The sequence below is a fragment of the Pseudomonas sp. EYE_354 genome, from assembly GCF_023148575.1.
GTDB lineage: Bacteria > Pseudomonadota > Gammaproteobacteria > Pseudomonadales > Pseudomonadaceae > Aquipseudomonas.
This window is the reverse complement of record NZ_JAHXNQ010000016.1, coordinates 93841-112357: the sequence shown is the minus strand read 5'-3', so window position 1 is coordinate 112357 and position 18517 is coordinate 93841. Positions and strand designations below refer to the sequence as shown.

General features: G+C 59.2%; 19 protein-coding genes. 12 read left to right on the top strand and 7 right to left on the bottom strand.

Features of this window, described 5'->3' with window-relative positions; genetic code table 11:
- Nucleotides 1–42 precede the first annotated feature (42 nt).
- Nucleotides 43–705 (top strand): GMP/IMP nucleotidase, encoded by a 663-nt coding sequence (gene yrfG / locus KZX66_RS21175; protein WP_248083111.1) that lies wholly within the window; start codon nt 43–45, stop codon nt 703–705.
- Between the two features lie 44 nt (nt 706–749).
- On the opposite strand, the gene lysM is transcribed toward yrfG, so the two are convergent.
- A complete protein-coding gene (lysM, locus tag KZX66_RS21170; protein WP_248083103.1) occupies nt 750–1190 on the bottom strand; it encodes a peptidoglycan-binding protein LysM in 441 nt (146 codons plus the stop codon).
- 132 nt (nt 1191–1322) lie between these two features.
- Between lysM and KZX66_RS21165 the strand changes: the two genes are divergently transcribed.
- The 4 genes from KZX66_RS21165 to KZX66_RS21150 all read left to right on the top strand — a co-directional run bounded on the left by KZX66_RS21165 (nt 1323) and on the right by KZX66_RS21150 (nt 6177).
- Nucleotides 1323–2210 (top strand): LysR family transcriptional regulator, encoded by an 888-nt coding sequence (locus tag KZX66_RS21165; protein WP_248083102.1) that lies wholly within the window; start codon nt 1323–1325, stop codon nt 2208–2210.
- 95 nt (nt 2211–2305) lie between these two features.
- Complete coding sequence (gene fdhD / locus KZX66_RS21160) at nt 2306–3145, top strand: formate dehydrogenase accessory sulfurtransferase FdhD (protein ID WP_248083100.1); 840 nt, start codon at nt 2306–2308, stop codon at nt 3143–3145.
- Nucleotides 3142–5490, top strand: coding sequence for an FdhF/YdeP family oxidoreductase (locus KZX66_RS21155; protein ID WP_248083098.1), 2349 nt, complete (start codon nt 3142–3144; stop codon nt 5488–5490). The genes fdhD and KZX66_RS21155 overlap by 4 nt, the downstream gene beginning before the upstream one ends.
- 207 nt (nt 5491–5697) lie before the next feature.
- Nucleotides 5698–6177, top strand: a complete 480-nt coding sequence (locus KZX66_RS21150; RefSeq protein WP_099584415.1) for a glycine zipper domain-containing protein — start codon at nt 5698–5700, stop codon at nt 6175–6177.
- Nucleotides 6178–6256: 79 nt separating this feature from the next.
- On the opposite strand, the gene KZX66_RS21145 is transcribed toward KZX66_RS21150, so the two are convergent.
- The 3 genes from KZX66_RS21145 to KZX66_RS21135 form a co-directional block, all read right to left on the bottom strand.
- On the bottom strand, nt 6257–6688 hold the full coding sequence (locus KZX66_RS21145; protein ID WP_248083093.1) for a thioesterase family protein: 432 nt from the start codon (nt 6686–6688) through the stop codon (nt 6257–6259).
- 24 nt (nt 6689–6712) lie between these two features.
- On the bottom strand, nt 6713–8650 hold the full coding sequence (locus KZX66_RS21140) for a RecQ family ATP-dependent DNA helicase (protein WP_248083091.1): 1938 nt from the start codon (nt 8648–8650) through the stop codon (nt 6713–6715).
- A 281-nt stretch (nt 8651–8931) separates the two neighbouring features.
- Entirely contained in the window at nt 8932–10107 is a 1176-nt protein-coding gene (locus KZX66_RS21135; protein ID WP_248083089.1) for a tetratricopeptide repeat protein, read from the bottom strand.
- A gap of 175 nt (nt 10108–10282) precedes the next feature.
- Here KZX66_RS21135 and KZX66_RS21130 point away from each other — a divergent pair, with 175 nt between their 5' ends.
- From KZX66_RS21130 to KZX66_RS21120, 3 genes are all read left to right on the top strand, one after another.
- Entirely contained in the window at nt 10283–10453 is a 171-nt protein-coding gene (locus KZX66_RS21130; RefSeq protein ID WP_139136830.1) for a YhfG family protein, read from the top strand.
- Nucleotides 10453–11049: a putative adenosine monophosphate-protein transferase Fic gene (locus KZX66_RS21125; protein WP_248083087.1), complete on the top strand. Its 597-nt coding sequence runs from the start codon at nt 10453–10455 to the stop codon at nt 11047–11049. The genes KZX66_RS21130 and KZX66_RS21125 overlap by 1 nt, the downstream gene beginning before the upstream one ends.
- Before the next feature lie 655 nt (nt 11050–11704).
- Nucleotides 11705–12061, top strand: coding sequence for a DUF1493 family protein (locus tag KZX66_RS21120; RefSeq protein ID WP_248083085.1), 357 nt, complete (start codon nt 11705–11707; stop codon nt 12059–12061).
- Between the two features lie 133 nt (nt 12062–12194).
- Here the strand turns inward: KZX66_RS21120 and KZX66_RS21115 are convergent, their stop codons facing one another.
- Both KZX66_RS21115 and hslO read right to left on the bottom strand, forming a co-directional pair.
- Nucleotides 12195–13736, bottom strand: a complete 1542-nt coding sequence (locus KZX66_RS21115) for a phosphoenolpyruvate carboxykinase (protein ID WP_248083083.1) — start codon at nt 13734–13736, stop codon at nt 12195–12197.
- Nucleotides 13737–13915: 179 nt separating this feature from the next.
- Nucleotides 13916–14818 carry an Hsp33 family molecular chaperone HslO gene (gene hslO / locus KZX66_RS21110; protein WP_248083081.1) on the bottom strand — a complete coding sequence of 301 codons (903 nt, stop codon included), beginning with the start codon at nt 14816–14818 and terminating at the stop codon, nt 13916–13918.
- Between the two features lie 126 nt (nt 14819–14944).
- Here hslO and KZX66_RS21105 point away from each other — a divergent pair, with 126 nt between their 5' ends.
- Entirely contained in the window at nt 14945–15781 is an 837-nt protein-coding gene (locus KZX66_RS21105; RefSeq protein ID WP_248083079.1) for a phosphatase PAP2 family protein, read from the top strand.
- A 3-nt stretch (nt 15782–15784) separates the two neighbouring features.
- Here the strand turns inward: KZX66_RS21105 and KZX66_RS21100 are convergent, their stop codons facing one another.
- Nucleotides 15785–16192: a S4 domain-containing protein gene (locus KZX66_RS21100; protein WP_065933413.1), complete on the bottom strand. Its 408-nt coding sequence runs from the start codon at nt 16190–16192 to the stop codon at nt 15785–15787.
- Between the two features lie 116 nt (nt 16193–16308).
- On the opposite strand from KZX66_RS21100, the gene KZX66_RS21095 reads away from it, so the two are divergent.
- Genes KZX66_RS21095 through rimK form a run of 3 tightly spaced genes read left to right on the top strand, consistent with a single transcriptional unit; the run spans nt 16309 to nt 18486 of the window.
- Nucleotides 16309–17088: an EAL domain-containing protein gene (locus KZX66_RS21095; RefSeq protein ID WP_248083077.1), complete on the top strand. Its 780-nt coding sequence runs from the start codon at nt 16309–16311 to the stop codon at nt 17086–17088.
- A gap of 13 nt (nt 17089–17101) precedes the next feature.
- Nucleotides 17102–17584 carry an ATP-dependent zinc protease gene (locus tag KZX66_RS21090; RefSeq protein ID WP_282446011.1) on the top strand — a complete coding sequence of 161 codons (483 nt, stop codon included), beginning with the start codon at nt 17102–17104 and terminating at the stop codon, nt 17582–17584.
- A complete protein-coding gene (gene rimK, locus KZX66_RS21085; RefSeq protein WP_003171022.1) occupies nt 17581–18486 on the top strand; it encodes a 30S ribosomal protein S6--L-glutamate ligase in 906 nt (301 codons plus the stop codon). Before KZX66_RS21090 ends, rimK begins: the two co-directional genes overlap by 4 nt.
- The last annotated feature ends 31 nt before the right edge of the window (nt 18487–18517 follow it).

Sequence of the window (18517 nt, the reverse complement as noted above, 5' to 3'; positions counted from 1 at the left end):
GATTGTCTGTGTCGGATATCTTTACTTACATGAGAACACCCCATGCCCTCTTTGCCCTGGCACGCCATCGATACTGTCCTGCTGGACATGGACGGCACCCTGCTCGACCTGCACTACGACAACCATTTCTGGATGGAACACCTGCCCCAGCGTTACGCCGAGCTGCACGGTGTGAGCCGGGCCATGGCCGAGATGGAGCTGCTGCCACTGTTCGAGCGTAACGCCGGACAGTTGCAATGGTATTGCCTGGATTTTTGGAGTGCGGAGCTGAAGATCCCGGTGCGTGAACTCAAGCTGGAAACCGCGCACTTGATCGCCTTGCGCCCGGACGCCGATACCTTCCTGGCGGCGATCAAACAGGCCGGTAAACGCGTGATTCTGATCACCAACGCCCACCGTGACTCACTGTCCTTGAAGATGGAACGCATCGAACTGGCACCGTACTTCGAACGTATGATCAGTTCCCACGACTACGGTTTCGCCAAGGAAAACCCGCAATTCTGGGATGCCTTGCAAGCCGACACGGGCTTTGAACCGTCGCGCAGCCTGTTTATCGACGACACCTTGCCGATTTTGCGCAGCGCGCGGGATTTTGGTGTGGGGCATCTGCTGGCCGTGAAAGAGCCGGACAGCAAGAAGGGGGCGAAGGATACGGCGGAGTTTGCGGCGGTCGACAATTACCGAGATTTAATGACCGGACTCTAAAAGCCATGCAGGAGCGGGCTTGCCCGCTCCCGCATTTTTTCGTTTTACTCAGGAATACGCAGCGTCTGCCCTGGGTAGATTTTGTCCGGGTGCGACAACAGCGGCTTGTTGGCCTCGAAGATTTTGTTGTACTGGTTGGCGTTGCCATACACCGCAAGGGAAATTGCGCTCAGGGTGTCGCCCTTTTTCACCACGACGAAACGGGCAGCGACAACGGCCGGGCCGGTTACGGTGATCCGGTCATCCACGCTGGCCACCCCGGCAATATTGCCCAGCGCCAGCAGAATCTTCTCTTTCTCTTCCTGGGTGGCGACTTCACCGGTCACGGTCACCGTGTCGCCATCTACAGTGGTCTGCACATTCGGACTCCCCAGACCCACCTTGGCTACGTGTTCCTTCAACTGCTCACCCGCATTCGCATTACCCGGCGTCAACAGATCGATCAACTTCTCGCCGGCTTCCTTCACAAAGCTAAAAAGACTCATGGTGCACTCTCCTTGGTAGTTGAATTCCAGATGCCCAAGACTAGACCAGTCTCAAGGAGTCTGGTTCCGGACCGGCAAAAGACCCAAACGCGCTAGAATCTCCACGCCATTGGAATAAGCCCTGGAGCGAAGATGGACATCAAACAGCTGAAATTCCTGATCGCCCTCGACGAAACCCGCCACTTCGGCCAGGCCGCGGCGCGCTGCCATATCACCCAGCCCACGCTGTCGATGCGCCTGCGCAGCCTTGAAGAAGAGTTGGACCTGCCGCTGGTCAATCGCGGCCAGCGTTTCGAGGGTTTCACGGCCCCCGGCGAGCGCGTGCTGGCCTGGGCACGCACGGTGCTGGCGGCCTATGACGGTTTGCAGGCCGAGGCGGCCGCGTGTCGCGGCAATCTGGTGGGCACCTTGCGCCTGGGCGTGGTGCCGCTGTCGAGCTTCGATCCCTTGGCGCTGATGCAACAGTTGCACAAAGAACACCCAAGCCTGCGCTTCGAGCTGTCGGCCCTCAGCTCCGAGCAGATTCTTGAGCAGTTGGCGAGTAATCGCCTGGATCTGGGCGTGTCTTACCTGGAGCGTCTGGACAACGAACGCTTCGACTCGCTGGCCTTGGGTGAAACCCGTATGGGCCTGCTCTACGATCAACGTTTTTTCAGCTTTGGCGACACGCCATTGAGCTGGGAAGCCTTGATCGAACTGCCCCTGGGCATGCTCACCAGCGGCATGCACTTTCGCCAGTCCATCGACCACAACTTCCACAGCCGTGGGCTCACCCCGCAACCGTTGCTGCAAACCGACGCCGTCCATCAGTTGTTACAAGCCGTGCACGGCGGTTTATGTTGCGCGGTGATGCCGCTTGACGGTGGCCTGGACGCGCTCACCGAGCACCTGCGCCTGCAACCGATCGAAGACGCCCACACCCTGGCGCGCCTGGGCTTGATCATGCGGCGCAGTGCGCCGCGTTCGGCGCTGGCCGAGGCGTGTTTTGCGCTGTATCAGAAATCGCAAACAGAGTCTTGATCGACGTCATCTATCGGCAGATCAGTACTGGCAATTAGACGCGACGCTTTGTCGCGCCTAGTCTAAACACTGATCAATCCGTCGGTGACTGCCCCATGAACGCCAAGCGCCCAGTCTGCGCGGCGCCCGCTCTCGAAACGCCAGCGCCCGCCGCCAGCCAGAGCTATCAGTATTGCAATCTCGAACACACGGACGTCGCCAGCACTGCGTTGGCGGAAGAGGTGGCGTTGGCGATTGCCTACAACGACATCAGCCAGGCAGTCATGTTGGTGACGCCGACGGACCTGGAAGACTTCATCGTTGGTTTCAGCATCGGCAGCGGCATCATCACCGACGTCAGCGACATTTATGATCTGAAACTCAGCGGATCTGGCTCGACCCAGTACGCTCAGGTGCAGATTTCCAGCCGCGCCTTCTGGAACCTCAAGCAGCAACGCCGCCAACTGGCCGGTACCAGCGGCTGCGGCCTGTGCGGCGTGGAGGCGGTGGAACAGGCCCTGCCCGACCTGCAAGTGCTGCCCGGCGCACCATTGCCGCCTGCGGCGTGGCTCGACGGCCTGCGCCAGCGCATCAGCGCGTTCCAGCCCCTGGGCCAGCACAGCGGTGCGGTGCATGCGGCGGTATTTATGAACAGCCAAGGCGAATTACTGCTGGGTCGCGAAGACATCGGCCGGCATAACGCACTGGATAAATTGATCGGTGCGCTGATCCGCCAAAAGATCCCCACCGACGGTGGCCTGGCAATTGTCACCAGCCGCTGCAGCCTTGAATTGATCCAGAAAGTCCTGCGCGCGGGCATCCAGACCCTGGTCAGCCTGTCGTCGCCCACCGGCCTGGCCCTGCAATGGGCCCGCCGACATAACCTCAATCTCATCCACCTGCCGCACCGAAGTGCGCCGCGGGTCTACAGCCCTGCGATGGAGAACCAGCCGTGAGCAATCATCATCAAGCCGACCAAACCCCAACCCCGCGTTACAAGCCTTACAAAGGGGCGGCCGGCGGCTGGGGCGCGCTGATCAGCGTCGCACAGGCATGGCTGACCAGTGACAACGCGCTGAAAAACCTGCGCATGATGCTCAAGACCAACCAGAACGGCGGCTTCGACTGCCCCGGCTGCGCCTGGGGTGATTCGCCGGAAAGCGGCATGGTCAAGTTCTGCGAGAACGGCGCCAAAGCCGTGAACTGGGAAGCGACCAAGCGCCGCGTGGACGCTGCATTCTTCGCCAAGCACAGCGTCACCGCGTTGCTGGAACAGAGCGATTACTGGCTCGAATACCAGGGCCGCCTGACCGAGCCAATGCGCTACGACGCCGAAACCGACCGCTACACCCCGGTCAGTTGGGACGCGGCCTACGAGTTGATCGGCAAGCACCTCAATGCACTGCCAAGCCCGGACATGGCCGAGTTCTATACGTCCGGCCGCGCCAGCAACGAAGCGGCCTACCTGTACCAACTGTTCGTGCGCGCCTACGGCACCAACAACTTCCCGGATTGCTCGAACATGTGCCACGAGGCCAGCGGCGTGGCCCTGGCGCAAAGCGTGGGCGTCGGTAAAGGCACCGTGACCTTTGACGATTTCGAACACGCCGATGCGATTTTCGTCTGGGGCCAGAACCCCGGCACCAACCACCCGCGCATGCTCGAACCGCTGCGCGAAGCGGTCAAGCGTGGCGCCCAGGTGGTGTGTATCAACCCGCTGAAAGAGCGCGGCCTGGAACGCTTCCAGCACCCGCAACACCCGCTGGAAATGCTCACCAACGGCGACAAGCCGACCAACACGGCGTACTTCCGTCCGGCCCTGGGCGGCGACATGGCCATCCTGCGCGGCATGGCCAAGTTCCTGCTGTTGTGGGAGCGCCAGGCCCAGGCCGAAGGCAAGGAAGCGGTGTTCGACCACGACTTCCTCAATGAACACACAGCAAACGTGCTCGATTACCTGGCCAAAATCGACGACACCTCCTGGGATGAAATCGTCGCGCAGTCCGGCCTGCCCCTGGTGGAGATCGAGCAAGCCGCGCGCATGTACGCCAAAAGCAAGAACGTGATCATGTGCTGGGCGATGGGCATCACCCAGCATCGCCACTCGGTGCCGACCATCCAGGAAATCGCCAACCTGATGCTGCTGCGCGGCAACATAGGCCGTCCGGGCGCGGGCCTGTGCCCGGTGCGCGGCCACAGCAACGTGCAAGGCGACCGCACCATGGGCATCAATGAACGCCCACCCGTGGCGTTCCTGGACGCTCTGGAGCGGCGATTCCAGTTCCAGGTGCCGCGGACCAACGGCCACAACGTGGTCGAAGCGATCCACGCCATGCTCGAAGGTCGCTCCAAAGTGTTTATCGGCCTGGGCGGCAACTTTGCTCAAGCCACCCCGGACAGCCCGCGCACTTTCGAAGCGCTGCGCAATTGCGACCTGACCGTGCAGATCAGCACCAAGCTCAACCGCAGCCACCTGATGCACGGTAAAGACGCGCTGATTTTGCCGTGCCTGGGCCGTACCGACATCGACATCCAGGCCGAGGGCCCGCAAGCGGTCACGGTGGAAGATTCATTCAGCATGGTTCACGGCTCCAACGGCCAACTGCAACCGCTGTCACCGCTGATGAAATCCGAGCCGGCCATCCTCGCCGGCATTGCCGCCGCCACCCTGGGCAGCAAACCAGTGGACTGGAACTGGCTGGTCGCCGACTACGGGCGCATTCGCGACCTGATCGCCGACACCATCCCAGGCTTCAAGGACTTCAACGAGCGCATCAAACACCCAGGCGGTTTCTACCTGGGCAACTCGGCCGGCGCGCGTCGCTGGAACACCCCATCGGGCCGCGCCAACTTCCGCCCGAACGTCCTGCCTGCCGACCTGATCCACGAACGCACCCACGCCACCGGTCGCGTGCCGGACCTGATCATGCAGTCGATGCGCTCCCACGATCAGTACAACACCACCATTTATGGCCTGGACGATCGCTATCGCGGGGTCAAGGGCCAGCGTGACGTGTTGTTCGTCAATGAGGCGGACATCATTCGCCTGGGCTTCAAGCCGGGGCAGAAAGCCGACATCGTTTCGCTGTGGGAAGATGGCCGTGAGCGCCGCGTGAAGGGCTTCACTTTGCTGGCGTTTGATATTCCAGCGGGGCAGGCAGCGGCTTATTACCCGGAGGTGAATCCGCTGGTGCCGCTGGAAAGCACGGGCGATGGCAGCCATACGCCAACGTCGAAATTTGTCGCGATTCGCCTGGAAGCGGCGAGCGAGAGCGGCTTGATCATGGCGCGCTCGGCCTGATCGATCAGTTCGGACACAAAAAAGGCCGCTTTTGCATAAAAGCGGCCGTTCCGAAGTAGCTAATGACTCGCAAAAAACACTTAAGTTCCGTAGTTAAAACAGTAACTTAGAGAATTGTGTACAACTCGTGTTACTGGTCGGATTTCTATTGTCACAATGTCAATACAGCCTCAGGATCGCGCCGTCATCCCCTTGAGGTTTCCCTGAATGAAGTTCTCCTCGATTCTCTTGTTGTCCCTTGGCCTGGTCAGTGGCGCAGCCATGGCCGGCGGCACCACCGAAGCCGGTGTAGGCGGCGCATTGGGCGGGGTTCTAGGTTCCGTTGTCGGCCAGCAGCTGGGCGGCAATACCGGTTCGACGATCGGTGCGGCCCTGGGTGGCGCAGGTGGCAGTGCGGTCGGCGCCGACAAGCGCAGCCGCGGCGAAGCAGCCATAGGCGGCGCACTCGGCGCAGCCGGCGGCAACGTCGTGGGCCGCAGTGTCGGCGGCAGCACCGGTGCACTGATCGGCTCGGCCGCCGGTGGTGGCGCCGGTGGCGCGCTGGGCAACTACATGGGCAACAAGAGCGATGACGATGACCGTCGTGATCGTGGCCGTGATTACCGCCGTTATGACCGCGATGATCATCCAGGCCGCGGCCATGCCTATGGCCACCGCAAGAACAAACATCACTACCGTCACCGGTAAGCTTTAAAAACACGGCACATCAATGTGGGAGGGGCATACCCCTCCCACATTTGGTTTATGCCGCGTGTGTCGGATCGAGTCAGACCACCAACCGCTGCAACGCCTCGCGCAACAACCCCGGAATCGTCACCGGCTGGTTCGTCTGCCGATCCACAAACACATGCACAAAGCGCCCCGCCGCGCAGGCCTCTTCTTCGCCTGCCTTGAATACCGCCAACTCGTATTGCACTGAGCTATTGCCCAACTTGCCTACCCGAAGGCCGATATCAATGCGCTCAGGGAACGCGACCGACGCAAAGTAATCGCACGCCGAACTCACCACAAAACCCACGACCTCACCGCCATGAATATCCAGCCCACCCTGCTCGATCAGGTAGGTATTCACTGCCGTGTCGAAAAAACTGTAATAGGTAACGTTATTCACGTGACCGTATACGTCATTGTCGTGCCAGCGCGTGATGATCGGCTGGAAGTGAGCGTAGTCGGCGCGTTGTGGCACTGAATCAGGCATGGGCACATCTCGCGGAAAATGGGTTTACAGGGTGTTCAAGTGAGCCTCGGCCCACTCACGCACTTCGGCGTATGGATAGTCCTCCAGCGCTGCAAAACCGGGAATGCCCCGCGCCTTCAACTTGGTAAACAACGGTACGCTGATGCCCCCCAGAAAGCGCGTCAGGCGTTCCGCACTCGGCAGTTGGCCGGTGTGTTGATGATGCCTGTGGATAAAATCACCGCACAGTCCCATAAAGTTTTTATCCACAAGCGGCGGCAAGGCCGGCGGCGCTGGCAGATGCGCGACGTTGCCATGGCACACCGAACAATGGCCACAGCGCTGCGGCGCGTTCTCATCACCAAAATACTGCGCCAATCTGTGCCCCAGGCAATGCTCGGTGGCGAACAGCTCAAGCATGGCGTGAATCCGCGCCACTTCCGTCACTTCATGCTGCTTGAAGCCTGTGTATAACTCGGCGCTCAACACCTGTGGATCGAACGCGGTGTCCAGCAGGCTGTAGACCTCGGTCATTTGCTTGCTTTCCAGCTCGATCAGACCTCGCTCCTGGAAATAATCCAGCGCCTTCACGACCCGACCGCGCTCGGCATTGTGCTGTTGATACAGCGCGTCGAAGTCCACCGTCGCCCAGGTTTTCGCCCGCTTGCACACCTGAATGATCGCTGCGACGAACTGCTGCCGCTCCCCGGAGAACCGTGCCAGCAAAGCGTCGGGTTCGATCAGGTACTTGAAACGGTATTCGGCATAAAACGCATAGCGCGGCGCGATCACCCCTTTGAGTTCCAACTGCACCAGCAGCGTCTTGAGCGGCAGTTCACGGATATTGCTGTGGTCCGACAACGACCTCAGTAAAAACTCCCACTGTCCATCGCTGCGCGCCGCCTGCAGATCCTCCAGCACACGGCGAATACCGTCCTGCTCGGGCGTGTCGCCGTACACAAAATTTTCCAGCACGTTGAGGCTGTCGCGGTTGGCCAACACCAGGCAGTCCGAGGGCTGACCATCACGCCCTGCACGGCCGATTTCCTGGCTGTAGTTCTCGATGGATTTGGGCAGATCGAAGTGCACCACATTGCGAATGTCACTCTTGTCGATGCCCATACCGAACGCGATAGTGGCGACAATGCAATTGGAGCGCCCGCCCATAAATCTCTGTTGGATGCCCTCGCGCTTATCGTGGGGCAAACCGGCGTGATAAGCCTCGGCCTGGATACCGTTGCGGTTCAGGTGCTCGGCGATCTGCTCGGCGGTTTTTTGCAGGGTGACGTAGACGATACTCGGCTGATCGGCTCGCTCGTTCATCCACTGCACCAGGCGACGACGCTTATCCGCACCGCTCACCGGTTCGACCAGCAAGTTGAGGTTGGGCCGGTAAAAGCCGGTGGTTACCACATCGTCCGCTGCAATGGCGAACTTCGCCTGCATATCCGCAATCACCTTGGGCGTGGCTGTAGCCGTCAGCAGCAAGGCTTGTGGGATCTTGAACTGGCGCTGGTAGTCCGGCAGCTTCAGGTAGTCCGGACGGAAGTTGTGGCCCCATTCGGAAATACAGTGCGCCTCATCGACCACCAGCAGGGAAATCTGCACGCTTTGCAGGAAGTTACGAAAGCGTTCATTTTTCAAACGCTCCACGGAAATCATCAGGATTTTCAACTCACCGGAGCGCGCCCGCGTCATGACGTCATTGGCCTCGTCACGGCTCTGGGCCGAATCGATGCTGCCCGCCGAAATACCATGGCGCTGCAAAAAACCAAGCTGGTCCTGCATCAGTGCCAGCAACGGCGATACCACCACGGTCAGGTGCGGAAGCAGCACGGCCGACAGCTGATAACACAGGGACTTGCCCGACCCGGTAGGGAAAATCGCGGCCGCCGAACGGCCGGCCAGCACTGCGCTGACGGTTTGCTCCTGACCCAAACGAAACTGTGGATAACCAAAGACCTGCTGGAGGGTGTCGTGCATAGGCTGTCACTCCATTGACCGCTGAAGGTGGCTTAAAAACGTAGTCCAGCCAGCTCAGCGGAGCGAGAAAGGTCAAAGGGAAAAAGAGACAGGATGATACACAGGGTGCAGCAATGGCCCTGGGCCCAATTCGACACGTTCGACTGCCGATGTAGGAAAACTACAAAACAAATGTGGGAGGGGCTGTCGCCGATGACGCGGTATCAGTCAGGTATCGCTGACTGGTCCACGGCCATCGGGGCAAACTCCCTCCCCCACGTTAGAACTGCCCTACAGCTGAATCAGCGGTTCTGGACCCGCTCAATCGCCGTGTCATACACCGGATTGGCCTTCTGTTCCTTGGCCAACTGGTAGTGACGCAACGCATCCGGGAACTGGCCCGCCGCTTCGTAGATCCGCGCAATGTTGTAGTAGGCACCTGCCCGCACGGTCGCCGCATTGGCGCCGGTGGCGAGGGCGATGGCCTTGCGGTTGGCCCAGATCGACTCGGCGGTGTTGCCGGCTTTCTGATAGGCCAGGCCGAGGTTGCCGTACGCTTTGCCAAAGCCGTTGTCCAAGTCGATCGCCTGACGGAACAGGTCAATGGCCTGGTCCAGGTTACCTGCCTTGTAGGCGGCTTCACCCTGCACGTTCAGACGCTTCGCATCGGTTTGTGCGGAAGTGCTGACGGCGACTGCGGTTACCGCGACGCTGTCATCCAGCAGCGGTTTAACTTCGTTGAGCACATTGGCCGCATTCACGGTAACGCCGCTGAAGGTGTTGATGTCCTGGAAGTCCCCGCTGCCGGTCATGCGGAACACTGTCCACAGGTTGCCGCTGCGGTTCTTCGGCACGTAGTAGGTGCGCACCAGAGATTGGCCCATGTACACGAACACCTTGGCTTCGCTGTTGGACAGCTGGCGCGAGCCTGGATTGCCGCCGTTGCTATAGTCGTGCACAGCGTAAACGTAGCTTTCGCCGTAGTGTTTTTTCTGCAGGGTGATGGTTTCCGGGCCGTAGCTGTCAGTGTCATCCACGTCCAGTTCGGCGTCGGTGCCGGTCTTGTTCTCAAAGTAGATATTGTTGCCGGGGAAGATCATATGGGAGTCGAGATCGCTCGGCGTCTGGCCCCAGGTCAGCACCACGCGCAGGCCATCGAGGTTTTCCATGACCGGGCTGATCGCATACGTCATGCCTTTGCACGGACACTTCACCACCAGGTTGGAATAGCCAGGCTTTTTGATGATCAGCAGGCTGCTGGCATCGTCCGCGGCTTCGCTGGTGAGGGTGACTTGGCCCTGGGCGTTGGTGCGCCCCACCACGTTCTGTGCGCCATTGCGCTGCAGTAGCACTTCGGCATCGGCAATTTTTTGGTCCTTGACCACCGCACTGAGCACTTCAATCGGCAGCTGGTCGGCTTGAACGGAAAAAGCCATCGCACACAATGACATCGCCGAAGCGACATGACGCAAACCCATGCTTAACTCCCTTTAAGTAGCGGGCTGAATCGCCCGACAAGATTTTGCGGTGAAACATACGCTGAATTCAGCTTGCCGGCAGACTTTTTATACAGAATGTGACGTGGTTTTTATCCCGCCTGCCCGCCGTAGCATTGCGCTACAATCAAGCCTTGCGACCCAGGAGTACGCTGCAATGAGCGAACTGACGTTTGAGCAAAAGCAGGACCATTACCACAAGATCCGCCGTTCCAACTACCTGGCCAGCCTGCGCCTGGAAGGGTTCGACACCCAACCGGCCGACGTCGACAAACCGCTGCCGACGCGCGAAGCCGTGCTTGCCAAGTACCGCAACAACCCACGCTGATGCTCGACAAATACGGGGTGGGCCAGGATCCGTACTGCTATCCCGGTAGCAGCGTCCTGCGCAACCGCCTCGATTTGCTCGACGAACACCGCCTGCACCAGGCAGAGCGGGAGTTATCTGAAATCGCCGTAGGCAATCTGCCGCTCTTCCCGCCGCCTTACGATCTCGACCGTCTGCAGCACATACACCGTATGCTGTTCGGCGACATCTATGACTGGGCGGGTGAGTTGCGCAGCGTCAATATCCAGAAAGGCGACACACTGTTCTGCACCCCGGAACGCATCCCGCCGGAAGCGGCGAAGATCGTTCGGCATATGGAGCAAGCGAACTGGTTCGTCGGTGTGAGCCAGGCAGAACTGGTGACGCAGGTTGCCGAGGCCTATGGCGACCTCAACGTCATCCACCCCTTCCGCGAAGGCAACGGCCGGGCGCAGCGGATTTTGTTCGAACAGATCATCGTCAATGCAGGGTTTTCGGTGAACTGGTGGCTGGTCAAACATGCGGCGTGGATACCGGCGAATATCGATGCGGTGGCGTGTGATTATCGCGGGCTGGAAGCCATTTTCGAGCGGTGTATCAGCAGGCCGGTCAACTAAGAGGCTGGTTTGTCGGCGTTGCACCAGACTGTACTTCTCCACCAGACACATCGCCATCGCCGGCAAGCCCCACTCCCTCCTTTTGACCCGCTTCACCAGCCAAAACGCTGCTAAACCGAAATGCCAGAAGCGACTGTAGGAAACAGCCAAACACCGTGCAATCCCATTCCTAAACTGCAAAAAACCCCTGCTCGCCCCTCTTAGAACGCCCCTCTTTCTGACCGAAACTAGCACTCTCTCAACTTTTTCGGCAAAACCAAGTGAACGCCACTCTTTGCTGGCTGGAAGCAAAATCGTCGGCTTCAATGCTCAGGTTGGATGGAGGGCATGGATCCCCAGCGATCCCGCATCTCAATGCATGTGTACTCAGATGAATCATAGTCAGCTGTTTTACCTACAATTGGCGATATTTCTCGGTCTTTACCTTTCGCTGTACTACAAGATCACCGACTGCACGCTCAGAAAGCGCTTCGCCGTCACATTTCTTACAACAGGCCTTATATTGACGTTCCTACTACCCTATGTAGCGGTGATCCTCAGAATGCCCCTCCTACCTGTCTTCGTATGTTTGATAGGCTTGGCGCTCTTCATCACCCGAAACAAATACCGCCTCCAACGCAACCAGCCCCCTCATCCACTCCTGCGTGCCCCCACCATGAACCTCGCCCCCAACTTCCCCGAAGACCCCGCAATGCAACAGTTGCTGCAACTGCTGCACGACGAAATCGGCCTGCCGAAACACAAGACCATCCGCCTGCAAACCTCACTCAATTTCGATCTGGGCTGTGACGGCAGTGAGGCCAAGCAACTGATGGACGCGCTGGAGCAGGACTTTGGCGTCGACCTGGGCGACTACGATGCTTATCGTTATTTTCAGCCGCCGATGTTCGATGTGTTCCTCAAGCGACGTGCCAAGGGCCGTGGTGAAAAAGTGCCGCTGACCATCGGAATGCTTTACCTGGCGATCAAGACCCACAGCTGGGACACGCAGACGCTGGAAAACCTGAGCTGAATGAACGCCGATTTCAAACGCCTCGATGCCACCGGGGCGGGTAACCGGATCAATCCCCCCTGCACATCGCGACCAACCTTTGGCGCACAAAAAAGCCGCCCACAAGAGGCGGCTTTTTCACAGCGCGCGAGTCTTACAACTTAGGGCCCGCAGCCTTGATCGCATCGCTCACTTCAAACTTCTTGAAGTTCTCAACGAACAGACCAGCCAGCGCCTTCGCCGCTTCGTCGTAAGCAGCCTTGTCAGGCCAGGTGTTACGTGGGTTCAACAGACCGGTTTCAACACCCGGTACGGCCAGTGGCACGTCGAGGTTGATGGTGTCGAGGTGTTCGGTTTCTGCACCGATCAACGCGCCGCTCTGAATCGCCGCGATCACGCCGCGAGTGGTCGGAATGTTGAAACGCTTGCCAACGCCGTAGCCACCGCCGGTCCAGCCGGTATTGACCAGGTAAACCTTGGAGCCGAAGCCGCGGATGCGCTTGATCAGCAGCTCTGCGTATTCGCCGGCAGGACGCGGGAAGAACGGCGCGCCGAAGCAGGTGGAAAAGGTCGACTTGATGCCGCTGCCCGAACCCATTTCGGTCGAGCCCACCAGAGCGGTGTAGCCGGACAGGAAGTGGTAGGCCGCTTGCTCTTCGCTGAGGATCGACACAGGCGGCAGTACGCCGGTCAGGTCGCAGGTCAGGAAGATCACCGCGTTTGGCTCGCCGCCCAGGTTCTTCTCGGAACGTTTGGCAACGTGCTCCAGCGGGTAGGCGGCACGGCTGTTCTGGGTCAGGCTCACATCGGCGTAGTCGGCGTGCTTGGCCTCGTCGATCACGACGTTTTCCAGTACCGCGCCGTGCTTGATGGCTTTCCAGATAACAGGCTCGTTCTTCTCGGACAGGTCGATGCACTTGGCATAGCAACCGCCTTCGATGTTGAACACCACACCCTCGCCCCAGCCGTGTTCGTCGTCACCGATCAGGTAACGGCTTTCGTCGGCCGACAGGGTGGTTTTACCGGTGCCGGACAGGCCGAAGAACAGGGTCACGTCGCCTGCTTCGCCAATGTTGGCGGCGCAGTGCATCGGCAGTACGTCGGAGGCCGGCAGCAGGAAGTTCTGCACCGAGAACATGGCTTTTTTCATTTCACCGGCGTAACGCATGCCGGCGATCAGCACTTTTTTCTGTGCGAAGTTAAGGATCACGCAACCGTCGGAGTTGGTACCGTCACGCTCTGGCACGCACTCGAAGTTGGCCACGTTCAGCACCTGCCACTCATCACGGCCGGCCGGATTGTACTGGGCCGGGTTGATGAACAGGCAACGACCGAACAGGTTCTGCCAGGCAGTCTGGGTGGTCATTTTCACGGCCAGGTAGTGGTCTTCGGAAGCCCCTACGTGAACGTGGGAAACGAAGTGCTCTTGCGCGTTATTGAAGGCCTCGACGCGAGCCCACAGGGCATCGAACTTGTCGGCCGGGAACTTGCGGTTGATCGGGCCCCAGGCGATAGCATCCTGGGTGGAAGGCTCTTCAACGATGAAACGGTCTACCGGCGAACGACCGGTGCGGTGACCGGTTTCTACGACCAGCGCGCCGGTATCGGCAAGCACGCCTTCACCGCGCTGCAGGGCTTCTTTGACCAGATCGTCAACACTCAGATCGGTGTATACGGCGTTATTGGCTTGCGTCATGAGGTTCCCCGTCGGCCTATGGCCGAGTGCTCCAAACGTTTTGTAGTAGAAAGTTGCGCACTACTACCGCGAAAAAAGTGGGCCGGATTATGCCAGAAAAGCCCAAAAAGAGTAGGGCCCTCCCGTCAGAACACCTCTAATCTGGCATTTGTCAGGTGATTTACCTGTGCTTAAACGTTTTAGTGGCGGGTATCGGAAGGCGTGTCGATGCCCGCGCCAGCGAACAATTGAGCGACATCAGCCGCATCGAACAGGTAGCGCTCGTTGCAGAACTGGCAGTCAATCTCGATATGGCCACCGTGTTCCACGACCAATTCCTGCGCATCTTCAAGGCCCAGGCTGACCAAGGCATTGGCCGAACGCTCGCGCGAACAGCTGCAATTGAAGCGCAGGCCCTGTTCGTCGAACAGGCGCACGGCCTCTTCGTGGTACAGGCGATGCAGGATAGTTTCGTTGTCCAGGCCCAGCAGTTCTTCGGCTTTCAGGGTGTCGGCCAGGGCAATGATGTGCCGCCAGCTTTCAGCACGGTCATCGTCATCCTTGATACGGTCGGCCGGCAGCTGTTGTACCAAAAGGCCGCGGGCGCGCTTGCCGTCGGCATTGAGCCAGAACTTGGTGCCCACCTGCTGGGACATGACGAAATAATTGGTGAAGCAGTCCGACAGGTTCTCGCCGTCGAGGTCGACGATGCCCTGGTAACGCTGGCCTTCCGTCGGGTCGACAGTAATGGCTAATACGCCATTGGCCATCAGATCGGACAGGGTAGCGTCGGGCGCGATCCGTTCGGCTTCGTAACGGGCCAGGCCACGGATTTCACGCTCGCTGGAGCATTCGATCATGAGCATCGGGACCGGGCCTTCAGACCGCGCCTGCAGGATCAGTAAACCGTCGAACTTCATGGTGCCAACCAGCAGCGCAGCGGCCGCCATCAACTCACCGAGCAGTTGCGCGACCGGCTCCGGATAGGGGTGCTTGGCAAGGACTTCTGCGTAGCTGCGCTCCAGAGAGACAAGTTCGCCGCGGACGTCGCTCTCGTCGAAGATGAAGCGTTGGGTGAAGTCGGTATCCGGTAAATCAGTCATAGGTCTGGGTATCTGAATTGATGACAAAATGATTACAAGGTTTATAAAATTAAACGCTTTAGCACCATTTTGGTGCGGCTTTCTCCTGGAAACAGAGAGCTTATATAGAGCGAAGAGGGACAGTTTATGAACAATCCGGGTTTGTTCCAAGCCAAGTGGAACCTCCGGCGATGGGCTCTTTGCAATCTACTCGCTATCGGACTGCTGTGTTTTTGGCTGTGGCCCACGGGCCAGAGGCTATGTGTCATTTTCGACGAGTGGCTGTTTCATCTACTCAATGACCCGCTGGCGACTAGCACAACCTGGCTGCATACGTGGGCCGTGGCCAGTTTGCGACCGTTTGATGCAGTGGTCGGGATCATTTTGCTGGCGCTGCTGATTCGCGGTGACTGGGTGTTCAAGGCCGTGCAGGTGCGTCAGGCGCTGTTAGGTTTTGTCGGCATTTTGTTGCTGTTGCTGTTTATCCGCATGCTGTTTTCCAAACTCGCGGCGCAGATGGGCTGGCAGCACAGCAGTCCATCGATGGTGGTTGGTGGCGCGATTCAAATGAGCGATTACTTTCCGGGCTTGGAAAAAACCTGGGAGTTAAAAGACCGCTCCAGTCAGAGTTTCCCAGGTGATCACGCTTCGGTGCTGTTGATATGGGCGATGTTTATGACGGTGTTTGCCCAGCGCATCGGCCAGGTGCTGGTGATTTGGGGCTTGGCGGTGTTGTTCATGATGCCGCGCCTGGTGGCGGGCGCCCATTGGGGGCAGGACGACTACATCGGCGGCGTGTTGCTGGCGCTGCTGGCGTTGGGCTGGGGTTATTACACGCCGTTTGCAGCGAAGGTGTCAGGGGTGCTGATGCGGGTGACTGCGCCGTTGTTCGGGCTTGCTGGGCGTCTGCCCTTGGTCGGCCGACTAACCATCCTGAGAACCTGCCGCAACAAGCCCGCCCGCTATAAAGGCCCCTTCGCTTAAGGGCTAGTCGTCATTGCCACTGCCGCGAAACTTGAACAGGTCACGGCGCTGCTTCTTGCTTGGCTTGCCATCGGTGGTCAGGCCTGAGGCGCCCGCCTTGCGCATGGCCGCTGCGTTTTCGCGCTTGGCAATGCTGGCTTCGGTTTCCGCGTACAACGCCTGCGCTTCAGGCGCGCCACGGCGCACGATGGAAAGCGCCTGCACCACGACGGTCTTTTCATCAAAACCCGTGCGAATCTGAAACTCATCACCGACTCTCGGCTCTTTGCCCGGCTTGCAGCGCTCGCCGCGATGATGCACTTTGCCACTCTCGATCGCGGCCTTGGCCAGAGCACGGGTTTTATAAAACCGCGCTGCCCACAGCCACTTATCCAGACGGACTTTTTCTTCCTCTTCCTGCTTTTGAGCCACTTGAATTCCTCGCTCTGAAAAATGTCGCAACTTTACCGTTGAAACCCTTCGACGCATAAACCCCAAGGCTCACCTAAGATACGCCAGGTAGCACCCTGTTTTCGCGAGGACATGCCGTGACCGACTTTCCCGTTTCACTCACCTCGCCAGGCCAGCGGTGCGTGGGTTGCCAGCAAAGCGAGCCCCTGGGCTTCGACTTCGCGTTCGCCTATCAGCCAATCGTAGACCTTCGGGACCATACGATCTTCGCCAACGAAGCCTTGGTGCGCGGGGTCAATGGTGAAGGTGCGATGTCGATACTGGAACAGGTCAACGAAAGCAATCGCTACCGCTTTGACCAACGCTGTCGCATGCAAGCCATTGCCGGTGCCGCCGCCCTGGGAATGCAGACCCACCTTTCCATCAATTTCATGCCCAATGCCGTGTACCGCCCGGAGCTCTGTATCCGCAGCACGCTGGAGGCGGCCCGCGCGCACAACTTTCCGCTGAACCGACTGATTTTCGAGACGCTCGAAAGCGAGCACGTAGATAACTATCGCCATTTGACGAATATTCTGCGTGAATACCGCGAATTCGGCTTCATGACCGCCATCGACGATTTCGGCGCGGGCTATTCGGGGCTGAATCTGCTGGCCGATTTCCAACCTGACCTGATCAAACTCGACATGGCGCTGATTCGTGATGTCGACCAGGATCGTGTCCGCCAGGTAATCGTACGGGGGATTGTCACAATCTGTGAGCAGTTGGGGGTTACTGTCATCGCCGAAGGCATCGAAACAGCCGGCGAACGAGACTTCCTGTTCGACTGCGGAATATTTCTGATGCAGGGCTACTGGTTCGCCAGGCCTGCATTCAATGCCCTGGCCGAGGTGTCACCCCAGGCCTGGGCGAACTGATCGGTTACCCATATTGAAGACATTTGACCATTTGACCGTTGTGGGTCTGCGTGAGTGGGTGGCACTTCCCGACTTGGGAGTGGCCGGCCTGCGCGCGAAGATCGATACCGGGGCCAGTACCTCAAGCCTGCACGCCACCGATATCGAGCCCTTTGAGCGCGACGGTGAGAAATGGGTGCGCTTCACCGCGCACCTGGGCAGCGTTGTGCAACTGCGTCACCGCCGCTGCGAAGCGCCGCTGGTGACGATGAAAACCATCAAGAGCTCCAACGGCCATGCGCAGGTGCGTTATGTGATCAGCACCACCCTGGCGCTGGGTGATGGGGTATGGCGGGTGGAGTTCACCCTGGCCTGCCGCAAATCCATGCGTTACCGCCTGTTGCTGGGCTCCAAAGCGCTGATTGACGGCCACCTGGTGGTCAATCCCGGCGCCAAGTACGTTCAAGACAAGCCGGTGTTCCCGGTCTCTACTATTTCTGCCCCAGGTGCTGCATGAAGATTGCTGTGCTGTCGCGAAACCCGCGTCTGTATTCCACCCGCCGCCTGGTCGAGGCCGGCACCGAACGTGGCCACGAAATGGTGGTGATCGACACGTTGCGTGCCTATATGAACATTGCCAGCCACAAGCCGCAGATCCACTACCGGGGCAAACCGCTGGAAGGCTTTGACGCGGTGATCCCGCGTATCGGCGCCTCGGTGACGTTCTACGGCTGCGCCGTGTTGCGCCAGTTCGAAATGATGGGGGTGTTCCCCCTGAACGAGTCCGTCGCCATCGCCCGCTCGCGGGACAAACTGCGCTCGCTGCAATTGCTGTCGCGCCGCGGGATTGGCCTGCCGGTTACCGGGTTTGCCCACTCCCCGGATGACATCCCGGACCTGATCGAGATGGTCAACGGCGCACCGCTGGTGATCAAGGTGCTGGAAGGCACCCAAGGCATCGGTGTGGTGCTGTGTGAAACCGCGACGGCGGCAGAGTCCGTGATCGAGGCATTCATGGGCCTCAAGCAGAACATCATGGTGCAGGAATACATCAAGGAAGCCGGCGGTGCGGATATCCGCTGCTTCGTGGTCGGTGACAAAGTGATTGCGGCGATGAAACGCCAGGCCAAACCTGGGGAGTTTCGCTCCAACCTGCACCGCGGCGGCAGCGCCAGCCTGATCAAGATCACCCCGGAAGAACGCATGACTGCGCTACGAGCAGCCAAGGTGATGGGGTTGGCCGTTGCAGGTGTGGATATCTTGCGCTCCAACCACGGGCCGCTGGTGATGGAGGTGAACTCGTCTCCGGGCCTGGAAGGCATTGAGACCACAACCGGCAAAGATGTGGCGGGCATCATCATTCAGCATCTGGAGAAGAATGGTGGGCCGAATATGACCAGGACCAAGGGCAAGGGTTAACCCCCGCCCGCTGACACAACATAGAGCCACA